The organism is Pseudomonas sp. R5-89-07 (assembly GCF_003851685.1).
Lineage (GTDB): Bacteria > Pseudomonadota > Gammaproteobacteria > Pseudomonadales > Pseudomonadaceae > Aquipseudomonas.
Genome location: NZ_CP027727.1, coordinates 534,432 through 554,661 on the forward strand (window position 1 = coordinate 534,432; position 20,230 = coordinate 554,661).

12 protein-coding genes and 1 pseudogene are annotated in these 20,230 nt (G+C 61.2%); 6 read left to right on the forward strand and 7 right to left on the reverse strand.

Annotated elements, in window-relative coordinates; genetic code table 11:
* Positions 1-8: 8 nt before the first annotated feature.
* From C4J94_RS02310 to C4J94_RS28050, 3 genes and pseudogenes are all read right to left on the reverse strand, one after another.
* The gene (locus C4J94_RS02310; protein ID WP_124384797.1) at positions 9-1,751 is read right to left on the reverse strand and encodes a potassium/proton antiporter; all 1,743 of its coding nucleotides are present in this window, start codon (positions 1,749-1,751) and stop codon (positions 9-11) included.
* Positions 1,752-2,148: 397 nt separating this feature from the next.
* Positions 2,149-3,021: a methyl-accepting chemotaxis protein gene (locus C4J94_RS28045; protein ID WP_372240889.1), complete on the reverse strand. Its 873-nt coding sequence runs from the start codon at positions 3,019-3,021 to the stop codon at positions 2,149-2,151.
* Positions 3,004-3,774: pseudogene (locus C4J94_RS28050) on the reverse strand (MCP four helix bundle domain-containing protein); the annotation flags it as partial. The gene C4J94_RS28045 and the pseudogene C4J94_RS28050, both read right to left, overlap by 18 nt.
* A 275-nt stretch (positions 3,775-4,049) precedes the next feature.
* On the opposite strand from C4J94_RS28050, the gene C4J94_RS02320 reads away from it, so the two are divergent.
* Positions 4,050-4,280, forward strand: a complete 231-nt coding sequence (locus C4J94_RS02320) for a hypothetical protein (RefSeq protein ID WP_124384799.1) — start codon at positions 4,050-4,052, stop codon at positions 4,278-4,280.
* Positions 4,277-4,567, forward strand: coding sequence for a cell division protein ZapA (locus C4J94_RS02325; protein WP_124384800.1), 291 nt, complete (start codon positions 4,277-4,279; stop codon positions 4,565-4,567). The genes C4J94_RS02320 and C4J94_RS02325 overlap by 4 nt, the downstream gene beginning before the upstream one ends.
* Here the strand turns inward: C4J94_RS02325 and C4J94_RS02330 are convergent.
* Positions 4,564-6,366, reverse strand: coding sequence for an acyl-CoA dehydrogenase (locus C4J94_RS02330; RefSeq protein WP_124384801.1), 1,803 nt, complete (start codon positions 6,364-6,366; stop codon positions 4,564-4,566). The genes C4J94_RS02325 and C4J94_RS02330 overlap by 4 nt on opposite strands.
* 226 nt (positions 6,367-6,592) lie before the next feature.
* The gene (gene putA, locus C4J94_RS02335; RefSeq protein WP_124384802.1) at positions 6,593-10,546 is read right to left on the reverse strand and encodes a trifunctional transcriptional regulator/proline dehydrogenase/L-glutamate gamma-semialdehyde dehydrogenase; all 3,954 of its coding nucleotides are present in this window, start codon (positions 10,544-10,546) and stop codon (positions 6,593-6,595) included.
* A 461-nt stretch (positions 10,547-11,007) separates the two neighbouring features.
* On the opposite strand from putA, the gene putP reads away from it, so the two are divergent.
* The 4 genes from putP to C4J94_RS02360 all read left to right on the forward strand — a co-directional run bounded on the left by putP (position 11,008) and on the right by C4J94_RS02360 (position 16,361).
* Positions 11,008-12,492 carry a sodium/proline symporter PutP gene (gene putP, locus C4J94_RS02345; protein ID WP_124384803.1) on the forward strand — a complete coding sequence of 495 codons (1,485 nt, stop codon included), beginning with the start codon at positions 11,008-11,010 and terminating at the stop codon, positions 12,490-12,492.
* Positions 12,493-12,701: 209 nt separating this feature from the next.
* Positions 12,702-14,720, forward strand: coding sequence for a type VI secretion system tip protein TssI/VgrG (tssI, locus tag C4J94_RS02350; RefSeq protein WP_124384804.1), 2,019 nt, complete (start codon positions 12,702-12,704; stop codon positions 14,718-14,720).
* Positions 14,720-15,445: a DUF4123 domain-containing protein gene (locus C4J94_RS02355; protein WP_124384805.1), complete on the forward strand. Its 726-nt coding sequence runs from the start codon at positions 14,720-14,722 to the stop codon at positions 15,443-15,445. Before tssI ends, C4J94_RS02355 begins: the two co-directional genes overlap by 1 nt.
* Positions 15,446-15,524: 79 nt before the next feature.
* Complete coding sequence (locus tag C4J94_RS02360; protein ID WP_124384806.1) at positions 15,525-16,361, forward strand: 23S rRNA (adenine(2030)-N(6))-methyltransferase RlmJ; 837 nt, start codon at positions 15,525-15,527, stop codon at positions 16,359-16,361.
* A gap of 134 nt (positions 16,362-16,495) precedes the next feature.
* Here the strand turns inward: C4J94_RS02360 and msrA are convergent, their stop codons facing one another.
* Together msrA and C4J94_RS02370 are read right to left on the reverse strand one after the other, a co-directional pair.
* Positions 16,496-17,143: a peptide-methionine (S)-S-oxide reductase MsrA gene (gene msrA / locus C4J94_RS02365; protein WP_124384807.1), complete on the reverse strand. Its 648-nt coding sequence runs from the start codon at positions 17,141-17,143 to the stop codon at positions 16,496-16,498.
* Positions 17,144-17,215: 72 nt separating this feature from the next.
* A complete protein-coding gene (locus C4J94_RS02370; RefSeq protein WP_124384808.1) occupies positions 17,216-19,909 on the reverse strand; it encodes a bifunctional diguanylate cyclase/phosphodiesterase in 2,694 nt (897 codons plus the stop codon).
* Positions 19,910-20,230 lie beyond the last annotated feature (321 nt).

Sequence of the window (20,230 nt, forward strand, 5' to 3'; positions counted from 1 at the left end):
CCCGCAGTTTAGAGGAAGAGTCCGGGGCCCGGGCGACTTCCTTCGGGGAATCTGACGCCGACTTTGCCAATCTTGTTCCCGTCCATGACCGCGACGGTCCAGATGGTGTTGTTCCACTCCACCTGGTCGCCCACCACCGGCGCGCCGCCGACTTTCTGGGTGATGAAGCGGCTCAGTGGCATGTCCGGGTCGATACCCTCGAGCTTGAGCCCGTACAGGGCCGACACCGCGCCCAGCTGGGCGTCGCCTTCGAGTACGAAGTCGCCGAAGAAGCGCAGGTCGAGGCCGCGTTGCGGTGCCTGGCTGAACAGTTTGCCGAGCGCCGGCAGGTTGTGTTCATGGCCGATGACGCAAAGCAGATCGTCGACTTCCAGCACCGTACTACCCGACGGATGGAGCAGTTGCTGGCCACGGAACAGCGCTGCGATCCGCGTGCCTTCAGGCATTTTCAACTCGCGCAGGGCGGCGCCGATGCACCATTTCTCCGCGCCCAGACGATAGACGAACAGCTCCCACTCGCTGGTGACGTGCACTTCCAGGGCGGCGCGGGAAATCGGCGCCGGGTCCGGCGGTACCGTGACTTTGAGCAACTTGGCCACCCACGGCAGGCTGGTGCCCTGCACCAGCAGCGACACCAGCACGATAAAGAACGCCAGGTTGAAGTACAGCTGGGCGTGGGGCAGGCCGGCCATCAGCGGGAACACCGCGAGAATGATCGGCACCGCGCCGCGCAGACCGACCCAGGCGATAAAGGTTTTTTCGCGGCCGTGGAACGCTTTGAAGGGCAGCAGGCCAATCATCACCGACAGCGGCCGCGCAAACAGGATCATCCACAGCGCCAGGCCCAATGCGGGCAGGGCAATCGGCAGCAAATCATGGGGCGTAACCAACAGGCCCAGCACCAGGAACATGCCGATCTGCGCCAGCCAGGCCATGCCGTCGAGCATATGCAGAATGCCATGGCGGCTGCGCACCGGACGGTTGCCGATCACCAGGCCGCACAGGTACACGGCGAGAAAGCCGCTGCCGTGCAAGGCGTTGGTCAGTGCGAACACGAACAGGCCGCCGGCGATCACCAGGATCGGGTACAGCCCAGTCGCCAGGTTGATACGGTTGACCATCTGCAGCATCAACCAGCCGCCGCCGAGGCCGACCAGGCCGCCGATGCCGAATTCGCGGATCAAGTGGGTCAGCAGGCTCCAATGCAGGCCGGTCTGGCCGCTGGCGAGCATGTCGATCAGGGTCACGGTGAGGAACACCGCCATCGGGTCGTTGCTGCCCGATTCGATTTCCAGGCTGGCGCTGACCCGTTCGTTCAGGCCCTTGCCGCCCAGCAGTGAGAACACCGCCGCGGCGTCCGTGGAGCCGACAATCGCACCGATCAGCAAGCCTTGGATGATATTAAGGTCAAATAGCCAGGCCGCGGCCATGCCGGTGAGGCCGGTGGTGATCAACACCCCCACCGTGGCCAGGGACAAGGCCGGCCAGAGTGCCACGCGAAAACTCGCCACCCGCGTGCGCAACCCGCCGTCGAGCAGAATCACCGCCAGTGCCAGGTTGCCCACCAGGTAGGCGGTCGGGTAGTTGTCGAAGATGATGCCGCCGCCATCGACGCCGGCGATCATACCCACGGCCAGGATGATCACCAGGATCGGAATGCCCAGGCGCGAGGAAAGAGAACTCACCAGAATGCTCGCACTCACCAGCAACGCGCCGATCAAGAACAGGCTGTTGATGGTCGTCGCATTCAAAGGCAGTACTCCAGAGCAGGAAAGACAGGGCGCAAACTGACCATGCAGTCTGCGTGCCAGGGATTCTAACCTGTTGAATTGCTACCCTGTCAAAAAGCTTTTGTGGGGGGAATCCCATTATGAAGGTTTCCACCTGGCTCCAAATGTGGGAGGGGGCTTGCCCCCGATAGCGGTGGATCTGTCAGCTTATTTATGACTGACCCACCGCCATCACGGGCAAGCCCTAATGCAATTCAGTTAAGCGAACGATGTTTATTGTAGGAGCGAGCTTGCTCGCGAAAAACGCCCAGGCAGCGCGTTCATTCTGGCTAAACGCGGTGGGCCTGGGTTCTTCGCGAGCAAGCTCGCTCCTACAAAAAGCCTGACTGGCATCAGGGCAAGCCCCCTCACACATTTTCTAGAGGCGGAAGCGTCCTACCATCCCGTTGAGGTCCACCGCCAGGCGCGACAACTCGCTGCTCGCCGCGCTGGTCTGGCCGGCGCCTGTGGCCGATTGCACCGACAGGTCACGGATATTCACCAGGTTACGGTCGACTTCCCGCGCCACCTGCGCCTGTTCTTCCGCCGCGCTGGCGATCACCAGGTTGCGCTCGTTGATCTCGATGATCGCCGTGTTGATGGTGTCCAGCGACATCCCTGCGCCCTTGGCGATGTTCAGCGTCGATTCGGCGCGCTCGGTGCTGTTGCGCATCGAATCCACCGCATGCTCGGTGCCGGCCTGGATGCTGCCGATCATGCGCTCGATCTCGCTGGTGGATTGCTGGGTGCGATGGGCCAACGCCCGCACTTCGTCGGCCACCACGGCAAAGCCACGCCCGGCCTCTCCGGCCCGCGCCGCTTCGATGGCCGCGTTGAGGGCCAGCAGGTTGGTCTGGTCGGCCAGGCCACGGATCACGTCCAGCACTTTGCCGATATCGCGTGATTCATTGGCCAACTCACCGATCAGGGTGGCGGTGGCTTGCACGTCGCCGCTCATGCGCTCGATAGCGCTGACGGTTTCCTGCACCAGGTCACGGCCGTCGCCGGCGGAGGTGGTGGCGTTGCGCGAAGCTTCGGAGGTGCTCACTGCATTGCGTGCGACTTCCTCGACCGCGCTGGTCATCTCATTGACGGCAGTGGCGGCTTGTTCGATCTCGTTGTTCTGCTGGGTCAGGCCGCGGGCGCTTTCGTCGGTCACGGCGTTGAGCTCTTCGGCGGCCGAGGCCAGTTGCGTGGCGGAGCCGGCGATGCGCTGCAGGGTGTCGCGCAGTTTGTCCTGCATCTTGGCCATGGCGGCAAGCAGGCGGCCGGCTTCATCGTTGCCGTCTACTTTGATCGGGCGCGAGAGGTTGCCTTCGGCCACTTCTTCGGCTGCTTCCAGTGCCTGGGAAATCGGCACGGTGATGCTGCGGGTCAGCAGCCAGGCGAACAGCAGGGTCAGCGCGGTGGCGATCACCAGCAAGCCTACGACCAGGTCAAAGGCCAGGTTGTACTGGTCTTCGGCCTGCTGGTTGGTGGCCAGGGCCATGGTGTTGTTGATTTCCAGCAGGCGGTTGAGCACCGCATTGACCTGCTCGGAGTTGTTCAGCAGCTCGGTGTTGAGCAGGCCGCGCAGTTCGTCGACCTGGTTGGCCCGTGACAGGCTCTTCATGCGCTCTTCAATCTGATGATATTGAGCCAGTAACCGCACGTATTCATTGTAGGTCGAGCGCTCTTCGCTGCTCTCGATCAACTTCTCGTAGACGCCCTGCGCGGTGCGAATCTGCTGGTTGCGCACATCGAAGGCTTCGAGGGTCTTTTGCTGTACGTCCGGCTCGCGATTGGTGAGCAAGCGGTACGACAACACGCGCAGGCGCAGGGTCAGCTGGGTGAATTCGTCGAGGGCACGGATGCTGGGCACGCTGGACAGGGTGATGTCTTCAGTGGCAGCGCGGATCTTGCTCATCTGGTTCAGGGCGAACACGCCGAGAAGCAGCATCAGGGCGCCAATAAACGCGAAGCCGAGGAAGGCCCTCGGGGCGATATTCATATTACGAAGAGACATGCTGGAATCCTGGGGGAAGCGCGATCCGTGCGGCCATGAGACGGGGTGTGCATCGCGTATCGGCCATGCGACTAAAGTCTTAAGGGGGCGCGCGCTTTTGTCGCATCTGACCAGGGGTTGGATTGATTCAGGAACCAGATCGGGTAATTGCAGTCACTAAGGCTCGAAAGTGCGGCCCGGCCCATAAGAATCGGGCTGCGCGCCGGGGATAACCCTGGCATCCGAGGTGAATTTTCTTTATCGTCACCGCCCTTTTAAAAGCAAGAGAAATCAAAATGTTAGAAGCATCCCTCAGCCAATTGGAACAACTGGTCAGCGACCTGGTACAACAGAATCAAGACCTGCTGGGCAGCAACGAATCCCTCAAGGCGCAGCTGGCCCAGGCCAAGGACGAAAACGACAGCCTGCAACTGAACCTGATGGAGCAGGAAGAAAAGCACGGCGCCACCGCTGCTCGCATCCAGGCACTGGTTGAGCGTGTGAGCGCAGGGCCTGTCGGCGCATGAGTGAAGGGATAAAGGTCGTTTCGATTCTCGGAGAGGATTACTCGATCAAGGCGCCAGCCGGGGAAGACCAGACCCTGATGCACGCCGTGACCATGCTCAAGGCCTCCCTGGCGACTACCAAGAAAAAATACCCGACCCTCATCGGTGACAAACTATTGGTATTGGCCGCGCTGAACCTGTGCGCCGAGCAGATCGAAATGCAGCAGGCTCACCAACAGGAACTCGACCGTTACCAAGAGCAAGTCAGCGCCACGGTCGAGGTGATTTCCAAGGCTATCCAGCCTTAGAACCACGCCTCCTGCATCCCCAGGCACGTATCGTCGCGTGCCTCCAGAATCGCCAGTTCATGATGGCAGCTTGGTACTTCCCAGGTCAGGAAGTACCGGGCGGCCTGGAGCTTGCCCTTATAGAAGGCCACATCGGCCGCATTGCCCTTGGCCAGCCCTTCTTCGGCGCGAATCGCCTGTTCCAGCCAGCGCCAGCCAATTACCGTGTGCCCAAACACTTTCAGGTACAGCGCCGAGTTCGCCAGGCTGCTGTTGACCTTGCCCTGGGCGAGATCGCCCAGCAGGCCGAGGGTGACGCCTTGCAGGCGATCAACCAGTTGCTCCAGCGGCTCCCTTAATGCAGTGAGTGACGAGTAGTGCTGGGCTCGAGCGCCTGTCTCGGCGATCAGTCGAATCAACTGCTTGAGCCCGGCACCGCCGTTCTGCGCCAGCTTGCGTCCGAGCAGATCCAGGGACTGGATGCCATGTGTGCCTTCGTGGATCGGATTCAGGCGGTTGTCGCGGTAGTACTGCTCCACCGGGTATTCGCGGGTGTAGCCATGCCCGCCGAGAATCTGGATCGCCAGCTCGTTGGCCTTGAGGCAGAACTCCGACGGCCAGGATTTGACGATAGGGGTCAGCAAATCCAGCAGCTCATGGGCCTGTTTGCGTTCGGTTTCGCCGGGCAATGTGGTGGTGTCGTCGAACAGGCGAGCGGCGTACAGGCCGAGGTCGAAGGCACCTTCCACGTAGGCTTTTTGCGTGAGCAGCATGCGCTTGATGTCGGCGTGCTGGATGATCGACACCGGCGCGGTACTCGGGTCCTTGCTGTCCGGCAGGCGGCCTTGCGGACGTTCGCGGGCGTACTCCAGCGAATAGAGGTAACCCGCATAACCGAGCATCACCGCGCCCATGCCGACGCCAATCCGCGCTTCGTTCATCATCTGGAACATGCAGCTCAGGCCCTGGTGCGGTTGGCCCACCAGATAGCCGACACAGTGGCCGTTATCGCCAAAGTTAAGCGCTGTGGAGGTAGTGCCGCGCCAGCCCATCTTGTGAAACAGCCCGGCCAGCAGCACGTCGTTGCGCTCACCCAGGCTGCCGTCATCGTTGACCAGGAATTTGGGTACGATAAACAGCGAAATGCCCTTCACCCCGGCCGGCGCGTCGGGCAGCTTGGCCAGCACCATGTGCACGATGTTTTCCGACAGCGGGTGGTCGCCGCCGGAAATGAAGATCTTGTTGCCCTTCAGCCGGTAGGTGCCGTCAGCTGCAGGCTCTGCACGGGTACGAATATCCGACAGGGACGAGCCGGCGTGGGGCTCGGTCAAGGCCATGGTGCCGAAGAAGCGGCCTTCGATCATCGGTTGCAGGAAGCGCTGTTTCTGCTCCTCGGTGCCAAAGCTTTCTATCAGGTTGGCGGCGCCCATGGTCAGGAACGGATAAGACGTAGAGGCCGCATTGGCAGATTGGAAATGAGCGAAGCAGGCTTGGGATAGCAGGGTCGGCAACTGCATGCCACCGGCTTCGAAGCTGCGGGCAGCATTCAGGAAACCGGCTTCCAGGAAGGCATCCACCGCCGGTTTCACTTCCGGAATCAGGATCGCCTTGCCGTCTTCGTAGCGCGGTTCGTTTTCATCGTTCTTGCGGTTATGAGGCGCGAAATATTTTTCCGCGATGCTGCGCGCTGTACTGATGGCGGCGTCGAAGGTTTCGCGGTTGTGCTCGGCAAACCGCTCGCGCTGGGTCAGGCCCTCGGCATCGAGGACTTCATATAGCTCGAAAGCCAGATTGCGGGAACTGAGCAGCGTCTCGGACATGGCGGCTTACCTTTGAAGGAATTGGCCCGAGTCTAAGTGCGCGAATGGAGGGTGGATAGCAAGATTGATCTGGGTGATGGAGGGCCAGAACACAAGAAGGGGAATTGAAATGCAATCAAATGTGGGAGGGGGCTCGCCCCCGATAGCAGTGTGTCAGCCAAAGATAAGTTGCCTGATTCACCGCTATCGGGGGCAAGCCCCCTCCCACATGGTTGAACTGCGTTTGTTAGCCGATGGTCATCAGGCTGGCGTTACCGCCGGCCGCGGCGGTGTTAACGCTCAATGCACGCTCGATCACCAACCGTTCCAAGGCAATGGATGTCTCACCCTGGGACAAACCATGCACCCCAACAATCGCACCGCCGCGCTGCGCCACTTGCTTGCATACCGCACGCAATTGGTCGGAGTCGCCGTGATGCAGCACTGCGTCGAACACCACCTCGTCCTTGGCCCAGTCGGCCACACGCTTGATCTTCGCCTGAATATCCTTCGGCAGGCGTGGGAACAAGGCTTTAGTCAGGTCGGTTTCCGGCCATACCGCCGAACCGCCTACTGCCAATACCGCAGCCAACTGAGTCAGCAGATCGCCTTCTACTTCCGCCAGGCACAGCACGTGCTCGCGGGGCAGGATGGCGTAGCTGTTGCGCTCGCCGGTCGGGCCGGCCAGTTGGCGAGTGATACCGCTTTGCGACTGTGCAGCGAATTGCGTGCACAGGGCGCTCAGTTCGCTGAACTTTTGGCTGTCGGCCCAGGTTTTCAGGGCGGTCAGCGGTTGGCTCATGGCGTCGCGCAGGCGCAGGTCAGGTGCTGTCAATGCGTCGCCACGTACGAAGGATTGCTCGATCGCATCGGTAGGACGAGTCGACAGCAGGCGGTACAGGTACAGCGGGCCACCCGCTTTCGGGCCTGTACCCGACAGGCCTTCGCCGCCGAACGGCTGCACGCCGACCACGGCACCCACGATGTTACGGTTGACGTAGACGTTACCGGCATTGACGTTGTCGATCACCTTGGCGATGGTCTCGTCGATGCGGGTGTGCACGCCCAGGGTCAGGCCGTAGCCGGAGGCATTGATCTGGCCGATGAGCTGGTCGATCTCTTTGCGCTTGTAACGCACCACGTGCAGCACCGGGCCGAAGATTTCACGTTGCAGCTCGTCGAAGCTTTCCAGCTCGATCAGGGTAGGCATCACGAAGGTGCCACGCTTGATCTCTTCGCCGTCGGCAATCGCCACCTGGTAAACGTTGCGGCCTTTGTCACGCATGGCCTGGATGTGTTTCTCGATGCCAGCCTTGGCTTCGGCGTCGATCACCGGGCCGATATCCACCGACAGGCGCTCCGGGTTGCCCAGGCGACATTCGGCCATGGCGCCCTTGAGCATTTCGATGACGCGGTCTGCCGAATCTTCCTGCAGGCACAGTACGCGCAGGGCCGAGCAACGCTGGCCGGCGCTGTCGAAAGCCGACGACACCACGTCAATCACCACTTGTTCGGTGAGCGCCGAGGAATCCACGATCATCGCGTTCTGGCCGCCGGTTTCGGCGATCAGCGGAATCGGACGGCCCTGGGCATCCAGGCGGCCAGCGACATTGCGTTGCAGCAAGCGCGCAACCTCGGTAGAGCCGGTGAACATCACGCCTTTGACGCGCTCATCACCGACCAGGCGGGCACCGACGCTTTCGCCCTGGCCCGGCAGCAATTGCAGCACGCCCTGTGGGATACCGGCTTCGAGCAGGATGCGTACCGCCTGGGCGGCGACCAGCGGGGTTTGTTCGGCAGGCTTGGCCAGTACCGGGTTACCGGCGGCCAGTGCCGCAGCGACCTGGCCGCTGAAGATCGCCAGCGGGAAGTTCCATGGGCTGATGCACACCACCGGGCCCAACGGGCGGTGGGCGTCGTTGGTGAAATCGTTGCGCGCCTGCACCGCGTAGTAGCGCAGGAAATCCACGGCTTCGCGCACTTCGGCGATGGCGTTGGAGAAAGTCTTGCCGGCTTCACGGGCCAGCAGGCCCATCAGTGGCTGGATTTCGCCTTCCATCAGGTCGGCGGCGCGTTCCAGGATCGCGGCGCGTTCGGCGGGCGGGGTGGCCTGCCAGATCGGGGCAGCGCTGATGGCGCACTGGATGGCATTGTCGACGTCTTCGACGGTGGCTTCCTGAACGTGACCGACCACATCACGCAGGTCGGACGGGTTCAGCACTGCGGCAGCCGGTTGTTCGCTGGAGGCGCAACCGAGCATCGGCGCGGCTTTCCAGTTGTTGTGAGCGGTGGCAAGCAGGGCGCAGGACAACGACGCCAGGCGATGCTCGTTGGCCAGGTCGATACCGGCCGAGTTGGCGCGGTCGCTGCCATACAGGTCACGCGGCAGCGGGATGCGCGGGTGCGGCAGGCCGAAGCCGCCTTCCACCGTGGCCATCTGCTCGATGCTCGCCACCGGATCGGCCACCAGCTCCTGAATCGAGATGGACTGGTCGGCAATGCGGTTGACGAACGAGGTGTTCGCGCCGTTTTCCAGCAGGCGGCGCACCAAGTACGCCAGCAGGGTTTCGTGAGTGCCGACCGGTGCGTACACGCGGCACGGACGGTTCAACTTGCCTTCGGAAACCTTGCCCACCACCTGTTCGTACAGCGGTTCACCCATGCCGTGCAGGCATTGGAACTCGTACTGGCCGGGGTAATAGTTCTGACCGGCAATGTGATAAATGGCCGACAGCGTGTGGGCGTTGTGCGTAGCGAACTGCGGATAGATGACTTCCGGCACCGACAGCAGTTTGCGTGCGCAGGCGATGTAGGAAACGTCGGTGTACACCTTGCGCGTGTATACCGGGTAGCCCTCCAGGCCTTCGACTTGGGCGCGCTTGATTTCGCTGTCCCAGTACGCGCCTTTGACCAGGCGGATCATCAGGCGGTGGCGGCTGCGGCGTGCCAGGTCGATCACGTAGTCGATCACATAAGGGCAACGCTTCTGGTAAGCCTGGATCACGAAACCGATACCGTTCCAGCCGGTCAGTTGCGGCTCGAAACACAGGCGCTCGAGCAGGTCCAGAGACAATTCGAGGCGGTCGGCTTCTTCGGCATCGATGTTCAGGCCGATGTCGTATTGCTTGGCCAGCAGGGTCAGCGACAGCAGGCGCGGGTACAGCTCGTCCATCACACGCTCGTACTGGGCGCGGCTGTAGCGCGGGTGCAGGGCGGAAAGTTTGATGGAAATGCCTGGGCCTTCATAGATCCCACGGCCGTGGGAGGCTTTGCCGATGGAGTGAATGGCTTGTTCGTACGAGGCCAGGTACTTCTGGGCATCGTGCTCAGTCAGTGCGGCTTCCCCGAGCATGTCGTAGGAATAGCGGAAACCCTTGGCTTCGAACTTGCTCGCGTTGGCCAGCGCTTCGGCGATGGTTTCGCCGGTGACGAACTGCTCGCCCATCAGGCGCATGGCCATGTCGACGCCCTTGCGGATCATCGGTTCGCCGCTTTTGCCGATGATGCGGCTCAGGGACGAGGTCAAGCCTGCTTCGTTATGGGTGGCGACCAGTTTGCCGGTCAGCAGCAGGCCCCAAGTGGCGGCATTGACGAACAGTGACGGGCTGTTGCCCAGGTGCGGCTGCCAGTTACCGGTGCTGATCTTGTCGCGGATCAGCGCATCGCGAGTGCCTTTGTCCGGGATGCGCAGCAGCGCTTCGGCCAGGCACATCAGCGCCACGCCTTCTTGGGAAGACAGTGAAAATTCCTGCAGCAGGCCCTGAACGATACCGGCACGGCCACCGGCGCTCTTCTGATTGCGCAGTTTTTCGGCAATCGTAGCGGCCAGCTTGTTGGTGGCTTCGGCCATCGCTGCCGGCAGGCGAGCCTGCTCGATCAGCATTGGCACTACTTCTGGCTCAGGGCGACGGTAAGCGGCGGTGATCGAGGCACGAAGAACCGATTGCGGCAGGATGCTTTCGGCGAACTCAAGGAAGCACTGATGGGCGTGGTCATTCTGGACTTCGCCAGCGTCGTCGGCATCCTTGCTGCCCGAACCATTGAGTTCGGAAAGGGTTGCACCACCCTCCAGTTTCTCCAGGTAATTGAAAATCGCCTGTTTGATCAGCCAGTGCGGCGTGCGATCAATGGAGGACGCGGCGGCCTTCAGGCGCTCGCGGGTTGGGTCGTCGAGTTTGACCCCAAGGGTGGTCGTAGCCATTTTCTTATCCTCATGGGTGCCACTACCGAGTGGCATCTGCTGGCGGCAAGATTAGCTTTGCCCATGAAGAGGTGCAACCGGGTGCAACCCTTTTGTTCAGGAAATTTTCGACGGTTGATCGGAAAAAAACCGGCCTTCAACGGAATCAGCTTCAAGCTGGTGCATTTAATTCTGGGTTCGGCATTTTTTGCTCCGAAAAGGAGCAAAAACTCGGCGTTTGTCCTGAAATGTCCTCGGGTGCAACTTATTCGCAAGAAACTGGTTGCACCTTATTTGCTTTGTTGAATAGCATTCGCGCATCAAGGTGCAACCACCTTCACGGGTGCGTTCATCGGCTGGCGGCTTTCCTGGGGAAACGCCAGTCATAAATGCGCGGCACGCAGCCTCGTTTATCCGAGCATCAACGGGTAACGGGCTGACAGACCGTCGCCACATAAAAACAAAGCCAGGGCATCACTTCTATGAGCGTTAGTAATCCCACCCTGATCACGTTCGTGATCTACATCGCAGCAATGGTGCTGATCGGCCTGATGGCTTATCGCTCCACCAACAACCTTTCCGATTACATCCTGGGCGGTCGCAGCCTCGGTAGCGTGGTGACGGCTTTGTCCGCCGGTGCTTCCGATATGAGCGGCTGGTTGCTGATGGGCCTGCCGGGCGCCATCTACATGTCTGGCCTGTCGGAAAGCTGGATTGCCATCGGCCTGATCGTCGGTGCCTACCTCAACTGGCTGTTCGTGGCCGGCCGCCTGCGCGTGCAGACCGAACACAATGGCGACGCACTGACCCTGCCGGATTACTTCTCCAGCCGCTTCGAAGATAAAAGCGGGCTGCTGCGAATCATCTCTGCGGTGGTGATTCTGGTGTTCTTCACCATTTACTGCGCCTCCGGCATCGTGGCCGGTGCCCGCCTGTTCGAAAGCACCTTCGGCATGTCTTACGAGACCGCGCTGTGGGCCGGTGCCGCAGCGACTATCGCCTACACCTTTATCGGCGGTTTCCTCGCGGTCAGCTGGACCGACACCGTACAAGCCACGCTGATGATCTTCGCGTTGATCCTGACGCCAATCATCGTATTGCTGGCCACCGGTGGCGTTGATACCACCTTCCTGGCCATCGAAGCCAAGGACCCGACCAGCTTCGACATGCTCAAGAACACCACCTTCATCGGCGTTATCTCGCTGATGGGCTGGGGCCTGGGTTACTTCGGCCAGCCGCACATCCTCGCGCGCTTCATGGCAGCGGATTCGGTGAAATCGATTGCCAATGCGCGTCGCATCTCCATGACCTGGATGATCCTGTGCCTGGGCGGCACCGTGGCAGTGGGCTTCTTCGGCATCGCTTATTTCTCGGCACACCCGGAAGTGGCAGGCCCAGTGACTGAAAACCCTGAGCGTGTGTTTATCGAACTGGCCAAGATCCTGTTCAACCCATGGGTTGCCGGCGTGTTGCTGTCGGCCATTCTGGCGGCCGTCATGAGCACCCTGAGCTGCCAGTTGCTGGTGTGCTCCAGCGCCCTGACCGAAGACTTCTACAAGGCTTTCCTGCGCAAGGGCGCCTCCCAGCTTGAGCTGGTGTGGGTCGGTCGCCTGATGGTGCTGCTGGTGGCGTTGATCGCCATCGCCATGGCCGCCAACCCGGAAAACCGCGTACTGGGCCTGGTCAGCTACGCCTGGGCCGGTTTCGGTGCCGCTTTCGGTCCGGTGGTGCTGATTTCGGTGATCTGGAAAAACATGACCCGCAACGGCGCACTGGCCGGCATCCTGGTTGGCGCGATCACTGTGATCGTGTGGAAACACTTCGAGTTGCTGGGCCTGTACGAAATCATCCCAGGCTTCATCTTCGCCAGCCTGGCGATCTACTTCGTCAGCAAGATGGGCGCGCCGACGGCTGGTATGGTCGAGCGCTTTGATGCGGCGGAAAAAGACTACAACCTCAACAAGTAACAGCGCTGGGCGTTGATCGCCCGGTACCTGAAAAGAAGGCCCACGTCCTGCGGATGCTGGGCCTTTTTTTATGAAGAAGATCGGCCCTGCGGGTATCTGAGGATTTCGGCACTGCCGACGTAGGACCTTACTGATTTGCCGGCGCAGCGCTCGAATCGGCAAACGGCTGATGCAGAATCGCTCGTCCACCCTTCGCAGAGAAACACCGGATGTTCGCTCCTGCCAATGAAAGTGCCTTTAACCTGACCCTGGATGGGGAACCTTGTGATCTGAAGGTTCAAGGGTTCATGGGCGATGAATTTATCAGCCTGCCCTTTCGCTTTGACCTTGAGTTGGTCAGCGAGCAGCCCGATCTGGACCTGGACAGCCTACTGCACCGTCAGGCGTTCCTTGGGTTTGACGCTGAAGGGCACGGCATTCATGGTCGGGTGTACCGGGTCGCGCAAGGCGATTCGGGCAAGCGGCTGACCCGTTACCAGATCACCCTTGTGCCCCAATTGGCCTATCTGGAGCACAGCACGCACCAACGGATCTTCCAGAACAAGACGGTGCCGCAGATCATCGAACGAGTGTTGGAGGCTCAGGATATTCAGGGTGATACCTTCGTGTTTCGCCTCAGCAGCGACTATCCCGAGCGCGAGTACTGTGTTCAGTTCGATGAAACCGATCTGCAGTTCATCCAGCGTTTGTGCGTTGAATCGGGCATCCACTATCACTTTCAGCACAGTCCCGAGCGTCACCTGCTGGTGTTTGGTGATGACCAGAGTGTGTTTGGCCAGCCGGACCAGGTCACTCCCTACCTGGCCGGCTCCGGCATGGTGGCCGAGGGGCCTGCGATCAAGCGCTTTATCCTGCGGCTGGAAACCCGTACCACCGGTGTCGACCTGCGGGCCTACGACTTCAAAAAGCCCAGCCTGGTATTGGAAAGCACAGCTTCCAGTGGGCAACGCCTGCCCTTGGACGAGCAACGCTATCCTGGAAACTTTACCGATCGCGCGCACGGCAAGCACCTGGCGCAGCGCGTATTGGAGCGGCACCGCAGTGATTTTCGTCAAGCCAGCGGTATCAGTGACCAGCCGGCCTTGGTCACTGGGCGGCTTCTGAAGATGGCCGGCCATCCGCGCCAGGAGTGGAATGACCTGTGGCTGGTGACCCAGTTGCACCATGCCGGGCAGCAGCCGCAGGTGTTGGAGGAGTCTGCGCCTGACGCCTATGGGGATGACTTGCCGACGGGCTATAGCAACGACTTTGTAGCGACGCCCTGGGATGTGCCGTTTCGAACGCCTCTGGTCATGCCCCGGCCGCACTTTAGCGGCTACCAGAACGCGGTGGTCACCGGGCCTGTCGACAGTGAGGTCCATTGCGACGAATACGGTCGTGTCAAAGTGCAGATGGCCTGGGATCGCGACGGCGAGCACAACGATCATTCCAGCTGTTGGCTGCGCGTGGCGAGCGGCTGGGCCCATGACCGTTATGGCGCGGTACTGATTCCGCGAGTCGGCATGGAAGTGCTGGTGGGCTTCGTCGATGGCGACATGGACATGCCGCTGGTCATGGGCTGCCTGCCCAATGCGGCAAATCGCTTGCCGCTCGACCTGCCGGCGGACAAGACCCGCAGTCTTTTTCGCAGCCAGAGCAGCCCCGGTGGCGGAGGCTATAACGAACTGCGCATCGAAGACCGCAAGGGTGCCGAGGAAATCTACCTGCGCGCTCAGCGGGACTGGACCCAGCACGTGTTACACGACCAGCAGGTGCAGGTCGATAACCAGCGCCGGGTAACGGTGGGCGGCGAGTCGCACCATGAGTTGCTGGGCGAAGAGCAGCGCATCACCCATGGCAACCGCCTGACTGAACTCAAGCAGGATGACCATCTGGTGGTCGGCGGTTCGCAGCACATGCGTGCTGGTCACACGCTTCAACTGGCGGCTGGACAAAGCATCGTCATCGACGCGGGGGCCAGCGTTACGATTCAGGCGGGAGGGCAGTCGGTCACGCTGTCGGCGGGCGGTATTTTCAGCAGCGTGCCGATCCAGCTTGGCGGGGCGCCAGCCCCTGCGGCGGCGCCCTTGAAGCCGGGTTTGAAGGAGGCAGCACTGACGGCGATCCCGCTCCCTCTGAGCGCTGTGCAGATAGAGAGCCTGAAACGGCGCGCGCCTTTTTGTGAAGAGTGCGAACGCTGCCGTGACGGGCAGTGCAGTATCGTCGAGCATGCACGGAGCGCTCCCTGATGCAGACGCCTATGGATCCCCACACTTGGCTGGCGCAGTTCCCCCTGCTTACCGACGAGCGAATCTTTGCGGTGCTGGGCACTACCAGCGACGCCAAGCCACTGGCCGCCTGGCAAGCCATGAAAGCAGGGCCGCCGCCGCAACCGATCTGGGCCGGTACGGCCTACCACGCTTGGGATGAGGTGATGCCCTACGTGGGCATCGTCGAGCCGGGCAGCGCGTTTCTTGATTGGGTAACCACTGTGCAAGCCGCGGATTGGGGTTGGCTGGCGGTATCGTCCAGCGCTTTGGAAGCCGTGGTGGCCCATCTGCAAAGCTTGACTCAGGTCCTCATGCCCAATGGCCAGGCGGTGTTTTTACGCTTCTGGGATGGCGCTCAGTTTCAGCCGATGTGGCAGCACTTGGGCGATGAGGCAGGGACGGTGTTGCCGGTGTTTGGGCGTTATCTGATCAATGGCCAGCCGCTGACAGTGGCGACTGGCCCGATGACACCCGCGAAAGCCTGGCCCTGGTGGCGGGTGCCTGAACCATTGTTCAGGCACCTGGCTGAGCAGTCGCCACAGGTACTTGTCGACAACCTGCTGCAATGGCTGCAAGAGCAGCGTCCCGATCTGCATGCCGCCTTCACGCCGAGCACATTGCAGCACAAGCTCACCTGGCTCGCGCGCAGGCCGGGGATCAGCCATGCAGCGTTGGTCGATTACCTCGCCTCGCAGTTGAGTTAAACAAAAACACCACCCGCCATGCGGCCCTGCACCTTTACGCCGGTAGAAGGTAAACTTCGCCCCCTGCGCAGGAGCAACCATGAACTATCGTCACGCCTTTCACGCCGGCAACCACGCCGATGTCTTCAAACACCTGACCTTGACCCGCCTCATCACCCTGATGTCGCGTAAAGAGCAGCCGTTCGCCTACCTCGACACCCATGCCGGTATCGGCCTGTACGACCTGCAGGGTGACCAGGCCAACCGCACCGGTGAATACCTGGAAGGCATCGCCCGCCTGTGGGGCGCAAACGACCTGCCGCCGCTCACCGCCGATTACATGCGTGTGCTGCACGAGATGAACCCGGATGGCCAGTTGCGCTACTACCCCGGCTCGCCGGAACTGGCGCGGCGCCTGACGCGGCCTCAGGACCGAGTACTGCTCAACGAAAAGCACCCGGAAGACGGCGTGTTGCTCAAGGACAACATGAAGGGCGATCGCCGGGTCAAGGTACACCTCGGCGAAGGCTGGCATGTGCCGCGCGCCCTGTTGCCGGTGCCGGAAAAACGTGCGCTGATGCTAATCGACCCACCGTTTGAAAAGCTCGACGAAATGCAGCGTTGCGCGGCGTCCCTCAAGGAAGCCGTCAGCCGCATGCGCCAGACGGTCGCGGCCATCTGGTACCCGGTGAAAGACCAGCGCCTGTTGCGCCGCTTCTACCAGGACCTGGCCGGCACCGGTGCGCCGAAACTGTTGCGCGTGGAATTGCTGGTGCATCCACTGGACACGCCCAACACCCTGACCGGTTCGGGCCTGGCGATTGCCAACCCGCCGTGGGGTCTGGAAGAAGAGTTGCGTGAATTGCTGCCGTGGCTGTCCAAACAGCTAGGCCAGACCCAGGGTGGGTGGCAGATGGATTGGCTTATTGCTGAGTAAATGCCTTCCAGTCAAACCCAAAATCAGTGTGGGAGGGGGCTTGCCCCCGATAGCGGGGTGTCAATCAGTCCATCTGTCACTGATCCACCGCCATCGGGGGCAAGCCCCCTCCCACATTTTTGATTGGTGTCGCCTTAGATCGGACAGGTCACGCCAGTGCCGCCGATGCCGCAGTAGCCCTGCGGGTTCTTCGCCAGGTACTGCTGGTGATACGCCTCGGCGAAGTACACGGTCGGTGCTTCTTCTATTTCGGTGGTGATTTCGCCCAGGCCTGCCTTGGTCAGCTCTTGCTGATATGCCTGGGCACTGGCTTTGGCCGCCGCCAGTTGCTCCGGCGTGGTGGCGTAGATAACCGAGCGGTATTGGCTGCCGATATCGTTGCCCTGGCGCATGCCCTGGGTTGGGTTATGCAGTTCCCAGAACATCTTCAACAGGTCTTCGTATTTCACTTTGGCCTGGTCATACACCACCAGCACCACTTCGCTGTGGCCGGTGAGGCCTGAGCAGACTTCTTCGTAGGTCGGGTTCGGCGTGAAGCCGCCGGCGTAGCCGACCACGGTGCTGACCACCCCGTCGCGCTGCCAGAACTTGCGTTCCGCGCCCCAGAAGCAACCGAGGCCGAAGATCGCGAAGCCGACGTCGTCGGTAAACGGGCCCAGCAGCGGGTTACCGTTGACGAAATGCGTTTGCGGCAGGTTCATCGGGGTTTCACGGCCAGGCAGAGCTTGTTCTTGAGTAGGCAGCACGTTTTTGTTCACCAGAATTTCCGAGCGCAAGACCATGATCAGTCCTCTCGTCAGGTTGAGTAGCAGTAAATTGTCAGACAGCCAGTGTGCCCGAGTGTTACAGCGCTGTCAGGCGATTGGCCCGCGTGGGTAGCGTTTAAGCTTCTCCAGCAGCTCTGCGCCGGGGATTGGCCGGTCGAACAGGTAGCCCTGGCCCACGTCGCAACGATGCCGGCGCAGGAACGCCAGTTGCTCGGCGGTCTCGATGCCTTCGGCCACCACCTTGAGCTTGAGGTTGTGGGCCATGGCGATGACCGCCGAGGTGATTTCCATGTCGTCCTGGTTGTCCGGGATTTCGTGGATAAAGCTGCGATCAATCTTAATGATGTCGATGGGGAATTTTTTCAAGTAGCTCAGCGACGAATAACCGGTGCCGAAGTCGTCCATGGCCAGGGTCAGGCCAAAGCTCTTCAGCTGGTCCAGTTGCAGGCGTGTGTCTTCGGTGGCCTCCAGCAGCAGGCCTTCGGTCAGCTCCAGCTCCAACAGGTTGGCCGGCAGTTGTTCTTCCTTGAGGATCGTGGCAATCGAAGCCACCAGATCCGGGTCGGAAAACTGCTTGGGCGACAGGTTGATCGCCACCTGCAAGTTGCCCAGGCCCGCCGCCGTCAACTGTCGGCTCATGCGGCAGGCCTGGCGTGCGATCCATTTGCCGATGGGGATGATCAAGCCGGTTTCTTCGGCCACGCTGATGAACTGATCGGGGCGGATCATGCCCTTTTCCGGGTGGTTCCAGCGCAGCAGCGCTTCCATGCCCAGCAGGCGGCCACTGCGCAGGCACAGCTTGGGCTGGTAGAACACGTCCAGCTCGTTCTGCGTGAGGGCGCGGCGCAGGTTGTTTTCCACGAACAGCTTGTAGCTGGCCTCGGCATTCAGGGCTTCGGTAAACACCTGCACCTGATGTTTGCCGTTGGCCTTGGCCTTATGCAGGGCCAGCCCGGCGTTGCGCATCAGGGTTTGCGGGTCGCGCCCATGCAGCGGCGCGCAGGCCAGGCCCACGGAGCCGGTCACGCTGATCAATTGGTTGTCGACGAACATCGGCTTGTCGAGGGTGGTCAGCAACTGGCTGGCGACCTGTTGGCCGGTTTCAAGGTCGGCATCGTCCAGCAGCACCGCAAATTCGTTACTGGCAAAGCGCGCCAGGCTGCCGCCGCTGCTCAAACTGTTGCGTAGACGACGGGCCAGGCTGATCAGCAGCTTGTCACCGGTCTGGTGCCCGAGGCTGTCGTTGATCCGCTTGAAGTTGTCGATGTCCACCAGCAGCAGGCTGATCGGGCTGTCGCTGTCGCGGGCAAAGCGCTCGTCGAGGTTGCGGATGAAGGCCGGGCGGTTGCCCAGGTTGGTCAGGTTGTCGGTGTAGGCCAGACGTTCGATGCGCTGCTGCGCCAGCTTGGTCTGGGTGATGTCTTCGTAGATGCCGATGTAGTGGGTCAGCTCACGGTTGTCGCCATACACTTTGGAAATCGATAGCTGGCCCCAGTAGGGTTCCAGGTTTTTGCGTCGGCTTTTGAACTCACCTTGCCAGCTGTTGCTCTTGGCCAGGCTCGACGGCGCATCGAACAACAACTCGCTGAGGTTCTCCAGGGCCGGCAACTGCGCCAGGCGATGGCCGTGCACCTCTTCGGCGCTGTATTGGGTAATCGCGGTAAAGCTGGGGTTGACGTATTCCACCACGCCGTCGCAATTGACCAGCAGAAAGGCGTTGGCGCTTTGTTCCACTGCCCGCTGGAACAGGTGCAGGGCGCTGGTGGCGGTGCGTCGGTTGTGGTTGTTGATGACTTGGGCGAACTGGTCCGCCAGCTCACCGGCAAAGGCGATTTCATCGGCCTGCCAGGCACGCGCGCTGCCGCTTTGCTCCAGGCAAAGCACGCCGACCACCTGGCCATCCACCCGGATGCTCGCATCGAGCATGGCGTGGACGTCCTTGGCGAGCAGGCTTTCGGCCATTTCCCGGGTGCGCGGGTCGCGGATGGCATTGGTGGCATCGATCGCGCGGCTGCTGTGCAGGGCCTCGAGGTAATCGGGGAAGCAACTGGCGTCGATCGCTTCAGGCAAGTGGTGTTGTTGATCGGCGCGGTGGTAGGCCGAAATCGGCACCAGGCGCTGGCCTTCCAGGTTCCAGATGCTGGCGCAGTCGATCTGGTAGATGTCGCAGGCGCTGCGGGTGATTAGTTCTGCGGCTTCCTGCAGCGAATTGGGCGTGGTGTAGCGTTGGCGGGCCAACAGCAGGATCAGTTCCTGCTGGGCGCGTACCCGCTCCAGATGCTGCAGTTGCTCCTGTTGCGCGCGCTGATTGAGTTCCAGGGCGATTTGCAGGCGGCTGTTCTGGTTCTCCAGATCGGCGGTTGGTGCTGCTGTGGGAATTTCGCTGAACAGGCCATCGACCACCATCAGGTAGCCGCGCAGCAGGTGACGGTTGTGTTGTTTGTAGGCCTCGCCCATTTCCAGCAGGCTCAGCGGGCCATCGTTGGTGTGCAGGGTGTAGCGCACCAGATAGTGAGGGCTGTGGGCCAGTTGCTGCTGGATCGCATCATGCAATTGATAGCGTGCCCGAGGTTCCATCAGGCTGGCATACGGCGTGCCGATCAGGGCACAGAGTTCGACCGCTGGCAGGCCGAATTGGCGTTCGCAATTGGGGTCGAGGTAGAGCAGCGCCCAGCTTGCCTCATTAAGCCGCTCGAAACGCAGCATACCGAGGCGCGAAGGCACCGGTAATTGCGTCACTACCTCGGCCGCCGTTCGGGCGACATCGGGTTGGCTTTTCATGGGGGAGACTCGCTTGGGAAAATGCGCACGGCGCCGGGCTCACGCCCTCTTTACGGTTACCTGCGGCAAGGTTGCATCATGCGGCACGCACTGACAAGAGAGGATGAAGGCTAAGTGCTATAACGTTGTTATCGGCCGCGCGGGGGATTTCTGTAGGAGCGAGCTTGCTCGCGAAGATCGTCAACGATAACGCAGGCCTTCTGGATAAACGCGGTGCCCCGGAGTTTTTCGCGAGCAAGCTCGCTCCTACAAAGTTCAGCGCAAAAAAAGCCCCGCCAAGTGGCGGGGTTGAGGTACGAGCGTGGCGCTCGGAAATCGATG